10 protein-coding genes are annotated in these 15,873 nt (G+C 56.6%); 8 read left to right on the plus strand and 2 right to left on the minus strand.

Going from position 1 to position 15,873, the window contains the following annotated elements; translation table 11 throughout:
• Positions 1-7: 7 nt before the first annotated feature.
• Complete coding sequence (locus VJS90_RS10880; RefSeq protein WP_324121659.1) at positions 8-2,266, plus strand: hypothetical protein; 2,259 nt, start codon at positions 8-10, stop codon at positions 2,264-2,266.
• Positions 2,267-2,269: 3 nt separating this feature from the next.
• A complete protein-coding gene (locus tag VJS90_RS10885; protein ID WP_324121660.1) occupies positions 2,270-3,853 on the plus strand; it encodes a DUF2357 domain-containing protein in 1,584 nt (527 codons plus the stop codon).
• A gap of 26 nt (positions 3,854-3,879) precedes the next feature.
• On the opposite strand, the gene VJS90_RS10890 is transcribed toward VJS90_RS10885, so the two are convergent.
• Positions 3,880-4,755: a helix-turn-helix transcriptional regulator gene (locus VJS90_RS10890; RefSeq protein ID WP_324121661.1), complete on the minus strand. Its 876-nt coding sequence runs from the start codon at positions 4,753-4,755 to the stop codon at positions 3,880-3,882.
• 201 nt (positions 4,756-4,956) lie between these two features.
• Here VJS90_RS10890 and VJS90_RS10895 point away from each other — a divergent pair, with 201 nt between their 5' ends.
• From VJS90_RS10895 to zorD, 6 genes are all read left to right on the plus strand, one after another.
• The gene (locus VJS90_RS10895; protein WP_324121662.1) at positions 4,957-6,009 is read left to right on the plus strand and encodes an ADP-ribosylglycohydrolase family protein; all 1,053 of its coding nucleotides are present in this window, start codon (positions 4,957-4,959) and stop codon (positions 6,007-6,009) included.
• A gap of 228 nt (positions 6,010-6,237) precedes the next feature.
• Positions 6,238-6,975: a hypothetical protein gene (locus tag VJS90_RS10900; protein WP_324121663.1), complete on the plus strand. Its 738-nt coding sequence runs from the start codon at positions 6,238-6,240 to the stop codon at positions 6,973-6,975.
• 460 nt (positions 6,976-7,435) lie between these two features.
• Positions 7,436-9,628 (plus strand): type I Zorya anti-phage system protein ZorA1, encoded by a 2,193-nt coding sequence (gene zorA1, locus VJS90_RS10905; protein WP_324121664.1) that lies wholly within the window; start codon positions 7,436-7,438, stop codon positions 9,626-9,628.
• A 13-nt stretch (positions 9,629-9,641) separates the two neighbouring features.
• Positions 9,642-10,385: a type I Zorya anti-phage system protein ZorB1 gene (gene zorB1, locus VJS90_RS10910; RefSeq protein WP_324121665.1), complete on the plus strand. Its 744-nt coding sequence runs from the start codon at positions 9,642-9,644 to the stop codon at positions 10,383-10,385.
• Complete coding sequence (gene zorC / locus VJS90_RS10915) at positions 10,382-12,010, plus strand: type I Zorya anti-phage system protein ZorC (protein WP_324121666.1); 1,629 nt, start codon at positions 10,382-10,384, stop codon at positions 12,008-12,010. The genes zorB1 and zorC overlap by 4 nt, the downstream gene beginning before the upstream one ends.
• Positions 12,010-15,258 carry a type I Zorya anti-phage system protein ZorD gene (gene zorD / locus VJS90_RS10920; RefSeq protein ID WP_324121667.1) on the plus strand — a complete coding sequence of 1,083 codons (3,249 nt, stop codon included), beginning with the start codon at positions 12,010-12,012 and terminating at the stop codon, positions 15,256-15,258. Before zorC ends, zorD begins: the two co-directional genes overlap by 1 nt.
• A 132-nt stretch (positions 15,259-15,390) precedes the next feature.
• Here zorD and VJS90_RS10925 read toward each other — a convergent pair whose 3' ends face one another.
• Positions 15,391-15,693 carry a hypothetical protein gene (locus VJS90_RS10925; RefSeq protein ID WP_324121668.1) on the minus strand — a complete coding sequence of 101 codons (303 nt, stop codon included), beginning with the start codon at positions 15,691-15,693 and terminating at the stop codon, positions 15,391-15,393.
• Positions 15,694-15,873: the final 180 nt, after the last annotated feature.

A 15,873-nucleotide genomic window follows, 5' to 3' on the forward strand; every position in this document is an offset into this window, starting at 1 on the left:
ACGAGTCGTGGCGGTAGATTTGAAGAATGATGTAGCTCTCAAGGCAGCTTGTGAATCGGTACTGGCTCACCACCGTCCCTTGCCCTGGTATGAAAAATGGCTGACAAATCTGTCGCACTTCCTGAAGAAGATTCAGGACGCCGACCAAGCTGAATTCTGCAGTCCCACTTTCCAGGACCTGTTATGGGAAAGCGAGGTCATCACGACAACGGGCATGGGCACGATCAATGTGTCGGCAGTGATCAGCGACCCCGACGTCGCTCACTCTCTCTGGACCCTGCGTGAATCGCTCAAGGCTTCCGACCCTCACCAGCGTGAGCAGGTGATCAGGGAAGGCTGGCGGGAACTGAACCAGCGGGTCGCCGCGCCTCGGGTAAAACGCAATCCCCGGTTGAAAAAGTATCGTCTGTTCGCCGCGCTGTGCCCGGCGGAGTTCACCACCATCGCTCACTTTCCGAAGTTGCGTACCTTGGCGTCGTTGATGGGTGTCGGCGGGGGAGAGCGTGACTTCACTCTGCACCACTCTGTGCTGGCGCGTCTGGACGATGTCTTGGGTGAGCAGGATCAAGGGCCGACGCCACTGGAGCGCATGACGCTGCCTTGGCTGTTGTACATGAAGTTCGTATTGGAGCAGGAAGCGGAGGCGACTGAAATCGCTGACCCCACCACAGGCGAAGAACGCCTCAATCCCTTACCAGCCGAGCGCCGCCGCCGTGGGATGCTCGCCATTGGTGGGGGCGTCGCGACCATCCGGACCATCATCGAATTCGCCAAAGAGGGATGCAAACGCGAAGATCTGATGGAGCACATGCGCTCCATCAACCCCAGTCACGCCACGTCCAGTATTCGCACGCAGCTCAATTCTCTGGTTGCCGAATGGGGTGTACTGCGGGCCCAGGGTGATGAGATCCACCTGACCGCGCGCGGTGAAGGACTGCTGGAAACCGGCGAGCCTGATGAGGTATCGGACTGGCTGCTGACCCGCATCCTGGGCTTCGACCACATGCTCCACGCCTTGCGCGGCACCTCGCTGTCCGTCAGCGAACTGAATGACGTCTTGAGAAAAGTGAATTCTGGGTGGACCAGCGATCGGGCGTTGACCAGCCTGACGTTCTGGCTGCGAGCTCTGCAACTGGTCGAAACCCGCGCAGATAAGCTGCTGTACCTGACCGAGCTAGGTGAAGCCTGGGCAGCTCAAATCTATTGGGAGCCACAATCGCTCGCCCCCGAGGCTGGCAACGTCACGGTCGACGAGGCGTCATCTGGTGAGCAGTCTGTACTGTCAGAGCGCCCCTCGCTTGACGCGATCCAGCGCAGCTTCCCCTCCGACATCGCTTTCCCGCTTGATCTTGTCGCTCGCCTTGACGCGGGATTGTGGAGCCACCCACGCCGACACTTCGCCGTGCTCACAGGCCTCAGCGGCGCAGGTAAAACGGTGCTGGCGCGGGGGTATGCGCTTGCATTGCACATGGGCCAAACCAACCCATCGGAAGGCTTGCTGACGGTTCCCGTGCAACCGGGCTGGCACGACCCTTCGTGTTTGCTGGGGTACCTCAATCCATTAAACAGCGAGATCTACGTACGTACGGCATTCGTCGATTTCCTGCTCAAGGCTGCGGCCGACCCCGGGCGTGCTTACACGGTCGTGCTGGACGAGATGAACCTGTCGCATCCAGAGCAATACCTGGCACCGCTGCTCTCGGCCATGGAGACCGGTGACCAGATCGAGTTCCACGCCCAGAAAAACGACGTCAGCGACGTACCAGCGTCCATCGCCTACCCAAGTAACCTGGTGATCATTGGTACGGTCAACATGGATGAAACGACGCATGGCCTGAGCGACAAGGTGCTGGATCGGGCGTCGGTGATCGAGTTCTGGGACATCGATGTGGACGCCTTCCCGGGATGGCAAACGAGTACTTTGGCAGAGGCTCGGATTGCCAAAGTCCGCGATACCCTCAAGGGCCTGGTCAAGGCCTTGCGCCCAGCCCGCCTGCACTTCGGTTGGCGAACTATCCACGACGTCATCGGCTACATCGAGCAAGCCGAGCGGGGCGGTGTCATCGACTTCGACAGCGCATTGGACCAGGCCATCTACGCCAAAGTCCTGCCCAAACTGCGCGGGGAAGATACGCCACGCGTTCAAGCCGCCTTCGCCAACACCGGCACGTTGTTGCGGGATATGAACCTTGAGGATTCGGCAGCGAAAGTTTCAGAGTTGCACGATGACCTCCGCTCCTTGGGCTCTGCCCGATTCTGGCGTTGAAACATGGCGATTATCCGATGCGTCGATAAACACGGCAGTGCGTTCAGCATAAACCCCGAAGGCGTAATCTCGGGGTTCATGGAGCGCGGTACTTATTTCTTCGAAGCTATCCCTGAGCGGCGGCTATTTGTCGACGACGAGCCGTTGCAGAACTTGCAGCACTCAGCGTTCGACGCGTGGCACTGGCAGCCGGGTTTCTATGCAGGCAAGGTCGTCGCCGAGTTGATCGATGCCAATGGCAACATCGAGGCAACCTACCACCTCGATGTAGCACCCGATCAAACCAAGCTCGGCGAGGCGACGTTTGCCGCTATGCTCGACGAGCTCCTCGCCTTTGATATGCGCTTGCTGCTGGGCAACGAATACGCCCAGCAGGAGGTCGGCCGCGAGGGACGAATCAGTAATCCGCACCTGCAATACGCCCGGCTCAAGCGTTATGGCCCCCAGCTGATATCGGCATTCACGGAAGTGTTGCGCAAGCCGCTTACCCGCTTGCACCGCGAGCGCACATTACGGCCAGCGCATCAGTTGCGCCGAGTTGATCGCCAGACGTTGCGCCGCGCGCTTCAAGATCCTGCAGCCACGGCGTTGCTCTACAACCGCGAACCGATACAGGCCAGTGGTGAGGTGCTGCAGTTCGACGTGCCCAGCGTTTTTGAGAATCTCGACAACCCCGCTAACCAGGCATTGGCGGTTGTCCTGGGGGAAACCTTGAGACGAAGCCGGCAGGTCATTGGTGAACTGCACAAGATCATTGAAAGCGAGCGAGAAGCGGGAGCGCGCTCCGCCCTGGCCCCTCGACTTGGAAGACGTATCGAGTTTCTCGAGGGTTTGCACGGCGCGCTCCGCAAGATTCAACGCAGGGAGCCTTTCTGTTCCATGCGCCAACCTCGGATCACGTCTGCGGGGCTCAACGCGATTTCAGCCCATCCCGCCTACGCCCGTGCTTACCGTTACAGCTGGTACCTGCTGCGTCCCGGTATTGACGGCAGTAGCGCAGGAGAGCGCTTGTGGATAAGTCCGACGTGGGAGATTTACGAGCGTTGGTGCTATCTCCAGGTCGTCAGCATGATGCAGTCGCTGTATCCCGATTTGCAGTGGCGATATCAGTGGCCTGGGGCACGCGTGGATGTCATACGGTGTGAAGGCAGAAGTGCCGACACGCAGGTGGATGTCTGGCTACAGGTCTGCTGCCCGGCGGTTGACCGAGCAACGAGCGGCGTGTTTTCCAGCATCTCCGGCGAGCGCCGCCCGGACATCGTTGTCACCGTGAACAGCCCGGAAGGTCGCAGGTTTATCGTGATGGACGCCAAGTACCGGGTGGAACGTCCGAATGTACTGGACGCCATGACATCCGCGCACCTGTACCGTGACTCGCTACGCTGGGAAGGGCATAGGCCGGACTTGGCCCTGCTGCTGATCCCCCGCGGAGGGGGCGTGCCGGTACTGGAGGGGATGGAGTATCGGGAAGCCAATGGTGTGGGTGTGGCAGTGTTGAGCGTTGAGCACGACGGTTTGCAGGAGGTGCTGGCGCGCTATGGCAGGCTTGCGGCCGAGTCAGGCTTTGCGGCTGTACAACAGCCGTAAACCCAGCACCAACCACATGCCTTCGTTCAGTCGTACAACCAGGCCTTCAACTCTTTCAGATTCTTCACCCAGATCTGCTGCGCTTCCGGTTTGGGATCGAGCTTCTTCGGATCGATCTGGTAGCGCTGCAGCACGTACTTCACCAGCGCCTGGCGAGTGGTAATCTCCAGCACACCCTCCACCATGCCGAAGTCGGTCTCGATGATCGTCTTTTGCGACGGTGTCAGGCGCTCGTCCGGCGCGATAAGCACTGGCACTTCCGTGTTCCACTCCCGGTCGCCTTCAATACCATTCTCGGTCACGTCATCCATCAACTCCGGGATGCCGCGCAGTCGGCTGAGCACGAAATCACGGTAGGCCTGGTTCTTTTCACAAAACGCCCGAACATGCCAACGCATGCCGGTGTAGATCAGGGTGTGCGGCGCGATCAAACGCACTTCCGGCTCGGGATTCGCCAGCGAAACGTATTCGATCTCAAGCCGCAGGCGCTCACGGCATGCTTTCAGAAGCGGCCGCAGAATCTCCGCCTTGATGGAGCGGTCAGGCACCTCCAGCACCAGCGTATGTGCATACGCCAACGCCAGTCCCTCGATATGTGGCGCTCGTGCATTGTTCTGATAAAGCAGGTGCAAATACGCGCTGGCGCTCTCATCGATGAACAGCGGTTTGAAGTGCTTGCTCGGTACGTAGCCCTTCAGCTGCTTGTCATATGTAAGGTTTTTAGGCGCATGCTCGGTGATGTAGGTATTGATGTCCTTGGACGCCTGCTGTCGACTGATGCCAAAGCTCTGGATCAGATGCACCGTGGTCAGTCGGCCTTCCCACCAGGCCACCGTTTCAATCAACCGATAGCGTAATGCCAGGTCCCAGCGAACCTGCTCTACAGCTTGCTTGCGCTTCATCCCGTCTCCATCTGTGCGAATACTTTACCTGTACAAGTCTACAGAATGGACGTGTAGTGTAAAGCGACATATCGTGTGCATCACAAGCAAACCAGCTCGGCGTGAAGCGGGCACTGCGGGCGGGAAAGCCCACGGGTGACAGCCGGTGCGCAACGTCGAAATTCAGCAAGCCATGGTGCCGGCAGTGAGAGGGAGAATCACATGAACAGATTGGATCGTATCAAAGGCTGCCTGCTCGGTGGCGCGGTGGGCGACGCGCTCGGTGCCCCGGTGGAGTTTATGGGGTGGGCCGAGATCCAGGACAAATTCGGCGCCGATGGAATCACCGATTTTGCCCCGGCCTATGGCCTCAAGGGCGCGGTGACAGATGACACGCAGATGATGCTGTTTACAGCCGAAGGCCTGCTACGCGCATTCGTACGTGGCAGCTCTCGCGGGATCTGCCATGTGCCGTCGGTCATCCACCATGCGTTGCTGCGTTGGCTGCTGACTCAAGACTATGCGCCGAAGCTTGATATCAAAAGCAACGGTTGGCTTATCGCTAACCAAGCGCTGTGGTCCCGGCGAGCGCCGGGTAACACGTGCCTTCAGTCGCTGCGTGCGGCTAAGAACTTTGGTGAGCCCGCGCAGAACGACAGCAAAGGCTGTGGAGCGGTTATGCGGGTGGCGCCCTGTGCGTTCTTCGGGAAAGCGTTTGAATATGCCAGCGAATCGGGGCGGCTGACCCATGGTCATCCCTCGGGGTATCTGGCTGCGGGGATCTTTGCCGATATCCTGCAGCGCATGGTCGACCAGTCCGACAGCCTGGAGCATGCTTTGACCTCAAGCCTGGCGCGGTATGGGAGCGTTACTGGCATGGATGAGGTGCGGAGTGCGCTTGAGCGGGTGCTGTTTTATTTCTACGAAGGTTACCGGCCGACGCCGGAACGTATCGCCAGCTTCGGCGGCGGGTGGGTCGCGGAGGAGGCGCTGGCGATTGGTGTGTGGTGTGCGCTGTTTGCCGAGAGCTTGGAGCAGGGCGTGGTTATGGCGGTTAACCATGATGGGGACAGTGATAGTACTGGGTTGATCGCCGGGCATTTGCTGGGTGTTCAGTATGGGGTCGCGGGAATTCCGAGGGCTTGGTACGAGGCGCTTGAGTTGCGGGAAGTGATTGAGCGTGTGGCGGAGGATATCGAGCGGGTGCCGAGGGATTTTTGTGGGATGTATGGGGAGTTCGATGAGCAGATTGCGAGGGATTATCCGGGGAGTTGAGTGTAAACGATGTGAGATTGCTTCTGCAGGCTACTGGCTTGGATATCAGTCATAGGAATCGAACTGTTTGTTCACCTGTGGTGCTTGTCATGCGGAGTGGCCATTGAGATGACGCGCTGGGGTTGGAAAATACGGTAATATCAGGCAATTTGCCATCATGCGCTTGGTTGCTTGGCCAAGCGTTCCCGCAACCGCTGCAGGCCACTAGATATTCCCAAGGAAGAAGAAATGCGTACACAAGTCATTATTGAGGATCATGTTCTACCGCAACTGCTGACCTCGGCGATTGAAGCCTATGAGGTGTCGCACAAAGCTCATGAGCGAGGGCGGAACAACAGGAATCTCGAAACGTTCGGCTTGTTGTGGGGATATGCATTACCCGTGCGCAAGGGGCTTCCTGCCCGCCTGGTAGCGGTCGTTGCCACGGTGGAGACTTCGGCCCTGAGACATACCAACTGGGTGCGCCCCGATTTTGAATCCATTGCGATGAAGCGAGATTTCTTCGGGGAATACTGGCCGCAACTGGAGCTGATCGGCACGTTCCACTCACACCCGTATGAGGACCTCACGGAGGTCAATGATAACAAGGGGTGGCGAGCCTCTGACGAGGATAAGGAGTTCTGGCCTGCCTTCCATGAGTTTGTATGCCCGGACATGGAAGAGCTGGCACACCTGGTTATCGCAATCACTGCGCTCAGCCGAAAAGGCACTGCAGAACCTATGCGCTTGGCGGGCGCTGAATACACCTCCGGCTATGTGATCAGTGCCGAGAAACGCAAGCTGTGGATAAAGGGATACACCTCGTCGCTGTATGAAGAGATTGATGAAGACGCTCCGCTGGATGATGATTTTATGGTGGGCATCATCGATACGGAGCGATCTTATGATGTTTGGGAAGACGAAAATGTGCTGCTAGAAATACCGTCGCTCGAGGCAAGATTCAGACACGAACTGCTGCGTAAGTAAGGCATCAAGGCCTCAAGGCATTTCAGATTGCAGGCACTGTGACAACGGGTTCGTTGCTACCAGCTGATAGCGCGCGCAGTTGGTCGGGGGCATCTGGCCGAGATTGGACAAGGATGTCGTGGACCTTTCGGCCTAGGGCGCAGGGCTCAAGCAGTGAGGGTCGCGGATTGCAGAGGATTGGCGGACCTTTCAAACCAGCGGCCCATTAGTCGTTCCCAGCTTTACGACCGTTACCGCTCAGGCTAATGTGCTGGCACAAGGACATGACTGTCTGTCATGGTCTACGGAAGGTTCTTGGGTAGCCGTGATGCGCCCATCCACTCCGAGTATGTTGTGCTCCGGAAAACGCGCGCTTAGCAAGGTTGCTGTCATTCATCCCAGCGCTATCGGCGATTGCTGCATCAGTGTGGGTGATGCGGACTTATTGAACATCAAAAATGCTTAATTGAAGGCGGGAAATATGGATTTTTCGACGGTGTTGCACCTGTGGGGTGCAGCAAGCTCCGAGCAGTTGATCGCACCCATAGGGGTCGTTGGTCTCGTTTTCTGTCTATGCGCTTGGTATTTTTTCCGTTATTTTTGCAAGTCTTTCACGCTTAGCGCTCAGCTGAAGCGTCTTACCAAAAGCTTGCAGAGCGTGAAAACCCTCGCTCCAACTCTTCGGCGCTCGGAGCTGGAGCGTTTATTCAATAGCACCAAGCTCGAGCATTCCTGGCGCGAGTATTCTGAAACACTGCATGATCAGTTCGAACTCAAAGAAGGCGAGCAGGTGCTTGTCCGATCGCGAGCCACCGCCGGAGCTGCGCACTTTTTCTCTCCTCAAAGCGTGGTTGATACCCCACTGGGTACCGAGTTCTATAAACACCTCCCCGGTATTTTGACCGGTATCGGTATCGTTGGAACCTTCTTCGGCTTAATGCTCGGCCTTCAGCACTTTGACCCGAGCACACCTGAGCAGGTCAACGCTAGCGTCGATAAACTGTTGAAAGACGTGCTGTTCGCTTTCATCGGCTCCTTCATTTCAATCATGGCCTCTATTGCCGTCACGCTCACTGAAAAGTGGCGCCTGGGACATTGTTACAGGCTGCTTGAGGGATTCAACGAAACCATCGACGGGCTTTTTGACAGCGGTGTCGGCGAGGAGTATCTGGCTGAGCTCGTACGCTCAAGTGCTGAAAGCTCAATACAAACTCGTCAGCTAAAAGACAGCCTGGTTACTGATCTGCGGGAAATGTTACAGAACCTTGTTGATACCCAAGTCCGTGAAAGCCTCAAATTGGCAGATACCTTGTCAACGACCTACCGTGACTCTGGGCAGCTGTTGGCTGATCAGGTGAGCGGTGCGATCGAGAACAGCCTCAAGTCCCCTCTTGAAGCGATCGCGGGTGCGGTGCAGTCTGCCAGTGGCGATCAGGCCGGACAAGTACAGAACATTCTTCAGGATGTTCTGGTTGCCTTTATGAACAAGCTGGAAGGTACCTTCGGCCAACAGTTCAATGGCCTCCACGAATTGATGGGTCAGTCAGTTGCTGCCATGCAGTCGATGCAGCAGGGCTTCTCGACGCTGATCCAGGATATGCGTTCGGCTAGCGAGTCATCGAATCAAAGCAGCTCGACCATGATCGCCCAGCTATTGGCCGATATGCAGGCCGGACAAAACGCCATGCAAGCGGGAATGAACGCGATGCTCGCCAATCTTCAGGCTTCGGTTGCCCGTATCGGCAACGAAGGGGAGGGGGCTGGCGCTCGAATGGCTGAGCAATTGGAGAAGCTGTTCGCTCAAAGCGAGGCTCGCCAACAGGCAATGGCTGAGAATCTCCAGGCTTTTGTCGAGTCGATCAAACAGAGCATCGGCCAAGGCCAACAGGAAACCATGACCAAGATAGCGGGCTCCGTTGAGGTGCTGGGTGAGCAGCTCTCAGCAGTCTTCAAGCAACTGGAGCATGGTCAGCAGCAGATGGATCAATCCACCCGTGCCGCACAGGCTGATCTGCACCAAGGAACCCGCGACCTAGTGGGCGGCCTCGATGAGCAGGTCAAGGCTTTGCTGCAGACGGTTTCTGAGCAGCAGAAATCTGCTCAGGACACTGTCAACGCATTGAGCACCCAGACAGAGCAGCATCTGCAAAGTATGCAGCTAGGCGCGGACAAGATGCGGGCGGCGGCTGAGCGGTTTGAAACTGCCGGACAAAGCGTTGCGCGAGCCAGTGAGTCGACTGCGGGGCTGATGGGTACAGTTCAAGGCGCAGGTGCTGAGCTTGCACAGGCTTCGCGTGAGCTGAATACCGTTGTCGCGGACTACCGGAACAATCGTGAAGCGTTAGCGAAAACGCTCGCGGTCATCGAAGGGGTGGTTGCCAGTGCTCAAGGGGAAGCCAGCGGTCGCAGCCAGTACCTTCAGGATCTGAAGGTTCAGAGTGAGCGGATGCAGGCGCTTAACCGTGAAGTGTATGAATACCTCGAAAACATCAGTGGTGTGCTGGGTAACGGCTTCAAGGAATTCGGTGATGGTATGGATCGGGTGCTGAGACAAACTCTGGGTAGCCTTGACACCGAGCTCGATAAAGCAGTCAAGAGCCTCGCTGGCGGTGTGGAAGGGGTCAAGGATAGCCTCGAAGACTTCAGCGACATCATGGAACGCGTCAGGCGGTAACGGAGACTAGTCGATGTTTGGTAAGCAAATGCCTTCGGCTGCCCGTTCAAAAGACGAGGGAGAGAAACCTTTCTGGATCTCCTTCGCTGATTTGATGACCGCAATGATGATTCTGTTTCTCGTGGTCATGGTGGCGGCTTTGAGTTCTGTGACGCAGCGTATTAACCAGGCTGAGCAGGGAGAGAAACAGCGTAGCAAGGACATCAATCAGATTTGCGAGCATCTGAGCCTCCAGGCGAAAACTGCCAGCAAGACCATCGTCGTGGACTGCAAGGACAACCGGATCAGCTTCGGCGATGCTGGACGCTTTGGGCATAACCAGTATGCGCTGAGCAACGACGGCCAATCGGCACTTCAGGAGGTCGTACCGATGATTCTGGACGCGGCTAACAGTGAAGCGGGGCGTAAGTGGTTCAAACAGGTTGTGATCGAGGGATCGACCGACACCGACGGTTCCTACCTGTACAACTTACACCTTTCATTGCAGCGTTCGGAGTGGGTGATGTGCAGCCTGCTCGATAGTCGCAGCCCGCTCCAGGTCGGATTGTCGCCGGAGCACCAGCAGCAGATCAGATCGATGTTTCTGGCGGGTGGCGTGTCCTTCAACAATGCAAAGGACACCAAGGAAGAAAGTCGGCGAGTGGAGTTGCGTATGCAGTTCTTTGGCTTGAAGGAGAAGGAAGACAATCTCAAGCCAGATGTGCCGGTGTTCTCGAACACTGATGTGGAAAAATGTCAGTTGGCTATGAATCGATGACCAGTTCAATCGCGAGGCTTTCCGCCGCCATTAGCCACAGTCTGTCAGCAAATCGCACGGGGCAGGCCCCTGAGCTATTGGAGCGATTTCCCCGTCTGGCAGCTGCGGGAGTCGATCTTTACGAGCGATTCGAACGCGCTGAGAAGGCCTTGCCGCCACCCGAAAAAAAGCGCCGTGAAGCAATAAGCAAGTTTCGAAATGTATTGCCACTCAACGGCTCGGAATGGCGCTTAGTGTTCGCCGGCCTTTCAGACAAGAGTGAGCGAGTCGGGCCGATACTGGACGATGACCAGCTTTACGCCCGAGTGCATAAAGAAGTTCATCAGCGTATCGAAAGTCGAAAGCTGAGCCGACGGGACTGGTTGGCGCTGTGCTTCAGCTACTTTGGGTACGAGGCCGCCACGCCTGCTCAGAACGCCAATTGGTGTCTGTTGCGTGAAGACGTTCAGCTTGGTTTTGAGTGCGTCAGAGGCCAGCAAAAACGCGAGAAGGAATGGGTGCAAATCGTTCAGCAACATCAGGAGCTTTTCTCCGAGCAGGCAGGTGCCAGGTTGGGAGACCAGATGTTCAAGGGAGAGATCAGCGACCTTTCGGCATTGCAGACGATTGCGCAGATCCCTGACAACAGTTGGCTGTGGCGCAGGATCTTCAACGTACTGATTTCTCGTATTTTTATGCTGGATGATGCCGAGTTTTCGCAACGCTTGGCCGACCTTGTCGACATCGGCCGGCAGCATCCGCGGTACATGAACGACATCCTGAGTGCATGCCTGTCGCGTTACCACCTGGCAGCTTATCGAGAGAAGCCGTCTTCGCTGCTCAAACAGCTCGCGCTCGACAATTGGGGTAGCCCACAGATCCGCTCCAGACAAAACAGCTGGCTCCAGTATGTAGAAAAAAATGTCTGTGCGATGGTCGTGGCGTGGTTTGCGAAGGAGGACCTAGAGCACTTCTTCAACCTGCTCAAAGGGGAAGCGGAGGTCGATCAATCACGTCTGCATTATTGGCTGCGTTTTGCTAACCAGATGAGTTACACGCGGATTGTCATGGGTTCGGATGCCTGGCATGACAGTGGGCGAGACTTTGTACATTTTCGAGAGAAGAATAAAGGACGGCTTAGCCGCTTGGTAGGCGGCCCCGGTCATAACAATGCCGTCATCATGCAGATCGGGAACTATTTTTTCGTGGAGTTCTCCGGGACGGGTAATGCTTGCTATGTGTATCAAGCAGACAAGTCGCCTTTCAATCCAGACAAGTCACAGCTCGAATTGGCGAGCGAACTGAAGCAGCCTAGTCGTGCACTGGATCGAATGCGGCACTCACCCGCGCCTAGTCGCCCGGATCGCATAGAGGGCTGGCTCAGCAAATTCGATGATGCCCTTGAGCGATTGGGTATTCATGTGCAGAGTCAGGTCGCAGCGGCAGGTTCAGTCAAACCGTCGTCTTTCGAAGACCAAGTCCGTGACGCTCTGAAGTCGGTCAGACACAAGGTCTATGATCAGCGCGAGCGCGGCGGTGCGATTCAGGTCCAGCTTGATGACCATGATCTGGTCGCCGTAACTGCGCTGCAGCGCCTGGGCTTCAGGCCCGTCAATCACCAGCCACTCCGGTTTTGGAGACAGTAATGCTCAAGCGTTTCCTCAAAGGCTTTGGCCTGCAGCCAAATTCGGCAGTAGAAAATACTGAGCCTGTTTTTTCCATTGAGGAGCAGGGCATTTGTTATCCCCTGAGCTTGGCGGAAAATACAGAGTCCTGGTCGCTGGCGAGTTATCTTGATCAGCTTGAAGAAGAGGAGTTCGTCTCCCAGCTGAGCGATCGCTGGCTGCTTACGTGGGATGAACTCTATCGGCTGCTGGATGAGCCGGAGCATTTAACAAGCCTGCCGCTATTAGGGTTGCCGACGCAGACAGCCCTCATCCCTCAATTGAGCAGCCAAGGCAGTCTTGCCTCTGACGATTTCAAAGTTTCCATCAGTGGCTGGCGTGATCCGCAATCCAATGCCAATGTGCAAGTGCAGCGTACGGGGGCCCTCGTTCAGTATCACGGAATCACAGAAATTCTGCCTGAGGCATCCTGGAAACTTACCGGTGCCGTACGACAGCTGTATCTAGCGCAGCAAAATGAGCCAAGTGAAATAACCAACCAGATCGGCTGGGCCAGCATTAGAAAACTGGCGCGCAAGGCTGGCGCTGGTATGGATGGCTTCCTTGATAAGACCGTCGTAATCAAGCCTGAAAGTCTGCGACTCAACCCACGAAAATCCACACTAGGCGACACACCGGTCATCGAGTTGCAACCAAGCTTTGAAGGCCAGCCGTCCAACTGGCTTGAGAGTTTTGACGGTGCCAAGCAGGTCCAGGATCGATATCGGGTGACCGGTGATGATGGATCGCTGACCCACGTCCTGATTGAGCCTGAAGTTAAATCAGTATTGGATTATGTGCGCTCCTTGCCCGGGCGTCGGATCGCTGGCGACGATGCCCTTTCATTCGTCCGCAACCCCTACAGCGCACTCGGCGAAAGTGCCGCGCATGTGCTGGATGCCGAGACCTATGAAGACGAACTCGCCGAGGCGGGTATTTTCTTTCACCGCTTTCATCTGGAGCCTACACTCGATGAAGCAGGGCAGCGCATCGAGCAGGTAAAACTGACCCTCGAACCCATCTCGCCAACCCCGCAAGCACCCATCGAGATTGAGTTCAAAGCGGCCCATGAATTCGCGCCGCTCGTGCATGAACTGCAACTGAAGTTGGCCGCCGGCATGCCTGCCGGCTTCTGGCAGGGCTATGAGCTGGAGCTCAGCGATTTTGATTTGCGCCAATTGGCAGGAATCAATGACCTGCTTAGACGTTGGCAAAACGAAGCGGCCGGTATCGAGTTTGACTCGGTCCTGGACCTGTCTCTCTACGGCGACCGTGTGACTGGCATTGGGGAAGCGGAAAGAATTACTTCGCCTTTCCTGGTCAAAGAAGCAACCGAGAACTGGTTGCCAAAGGATGTGGCGGCGCTTGGCATCGACGCAGAAATCCTTGGGCGTTGGGATCCTTCCGACCGTGCTCAATTTGAAGCGTTTGAGCAGCGGCTGGATGAAGCTCGCGCGGCCGGTGATGAAACGGTCTGTCTGCCAGAGTCCGAAACGCCACTCTCGATTGCCGCTGCCGAGCAACTGTTTGATGCTTGGTCGAAGAAGATCGCACCTGTCGAGACCGGCCAGGGCGAGCAACGGGAAAAAGTTGGGCGCGCCGTGCTGCAAATCGGGCACAACATTGATGAGCCGACCTACGTTCAGGTGCGTCAAGCAGCCTTGCGCGCCGCTTTGGACGCAACGCCAGAGTTGCCTGGCCTGCTTAAGCCAGAAGTCGTTCTGCGCGAGCATCAGCTCCAAGGCGTAGCGTGGTTGCAGCATTTGTTCCGTTTGTCCCCCACGGACGTGTCCGGTTGCTTGCTCGCCGATGACATGGGGCTTGGGAAGACGATCCAACTGCTCACCTTCCTGGTCTGGTACCTGGAACAGTACCCAAAAGATCAGCCAACCCTGATCGTTGCTCCCGTCTCGTTGCTCGATAACTGGGAGCGAGAGCTTCACCGCTTTTTCTTTGCTGAAGCGCTGCCCGTATTGAAGCTGTATGGCTCAGCCTTGAGTGCAGTGAAGTTCAAGAAAGAAGAAATCCCAGCGGACTTGAAAGCCAAAGGCATCAAAAATCTGCTGCGCCCAGGTTGGATGGGCGATGCCCGAATCGTCCTGACGACTTACGAGACACTGCGCGATCAGGAGTTTTCCCTCGCCCGCCAGCAATGGTCCATCGTCGTGTGTGACGAAGCTCAGAAACTGAAGAACCCGGCGGCACTGGTGACTCAGGCAATCAAAGCCATCCCCGCACGGTTCCGAGTGGCGTGTACTGGTACGCCGGTCGAGAACACCTTGATCGATCTCTGGTGTCTGTTCGACTTCATTCAACCGGGATTCCTGGGCGGCTTGAACCAGTTCGGTCGCGACTATCAGCGCCCAATCGAAGCTGCACTGGAGCGGGATACGGTTGCCCTGGAGCGCCTGCGTGGGCTTATCGATCCGCAAACATTGCGGCGTACCAAGCAGGACATTGCGAAAGACCTGCCTGCCAAGATCGAAGACACAGCATGTCGTTCACTCAGCATGCATGTCCTGCAGCGTAATCTGTACATGTCCGAAATATCCGCATACAGCCAGAAGCAGCAGATCGAAGAGCAGCTCGATCAAAAGACTTCCGGCATGCTTGGGTTGCTGCACAAGCTCAAACTGATTTGTGCCCATCCTTATAGTGTTCAGCCAGACACGAGGTTGCGCGACAACTCGCCGAAGCTGCAGTGGTTGATGCAGACCCTCGAGTCGATCAAAAGGGCCGGCAACGGCGACAAGGTCATCGTCTTTACCGAGTTGCGTGATATTCAGCGGGAATTGCAGCACGCGATTCAGCAGCATTTCGGGTTTCGGGCGACGGTCATCAACGGTGACACCAGTACCAGCAGTCAGAGTGCCAATAGCCGGCAGAGGCTGATCGATCAATTTCAGAAGCTGCCAGGTTTCGCTGTCATCATCCTGTCCACTATCGCCGTCGGATTCGGGGTGAACGTGCAGGCCGCCAACCATGTCATTCATTTCACGCGTTGCTGGAACCCGGCTAAGGAAGATCAAGCGACGGATCGGGCCTATCGGATTGGGCAGCAGAAGGATGTGTATGTGTACTACCCAACGGTTCGGGATGCGGCGATGCCGACATTTGAGGCGACGTTGGATGAGCTGTTGAGTAAGCGGCGCGCGTTGGCGCGAGATATGTTGAGTGGGGCTTCGGAACTTCAGGCTTCGGATTTTGAGGCGGTATTGAACGCGCAATGATATGTCGGGGGTCTCATGGGCTTACATACGTTCTGACAGAGCTGACGCAGCACCTCAGCTCTGCTTTGCCTGCAACCGCACTTGAAGGCAGGTGCAGTATTCAGGAACACGAACCAACCTAACGACCCCGGATCAGACCGCGCCCGCTTCGCCTTCATGACTGGTTTCAAGTGACTCGGTCAAGGACATCACGATAGCCCTCGCCGCGTCGAGCGTGTACTTGGCCAGCCACGCGTCCTTGGCGCCCATGACTCGCTCACCCATGACTGTCGCGTAGAGGGGCTCATCCAGGTTGCTCAATAGCTCGGAAAGAATGTTGAAGGCATTCAGGATGGGAACCCCCGGAAGCACAGCAAAGAGCGGTCGGGATCCCAGCATTTCGCCAGTCGGACAAAAGCCATGCCCTTCCTTCGTGGTGACACGAGAAAGGCTCATGCATGCCTCCAGATACCGGACCGGTAAATCGAGCCCAGGACGGCGACGTGAGATCGGTTGCAAGACGCTGGAGGGGGTGAGGGGTGCGAAGCAATTTTCATCGGTCATCTCCTTGTACTGATGGACCGACACCCGCTGCCGCCAAGCAGTGAGGGTGGCGGATTGCACAGGATTGGCGGA

The sequence above is a fragment of the Pseudomonas sp. genome, from assembly GCF_035277045.1.
In the GTDB taxonomy this organism is placed as follows: Bacteria; Pseudomonadota; Gammaproteobacteria; order Pseudomonadales; family Pseudomonadaceae; genus Aquipseudomonas.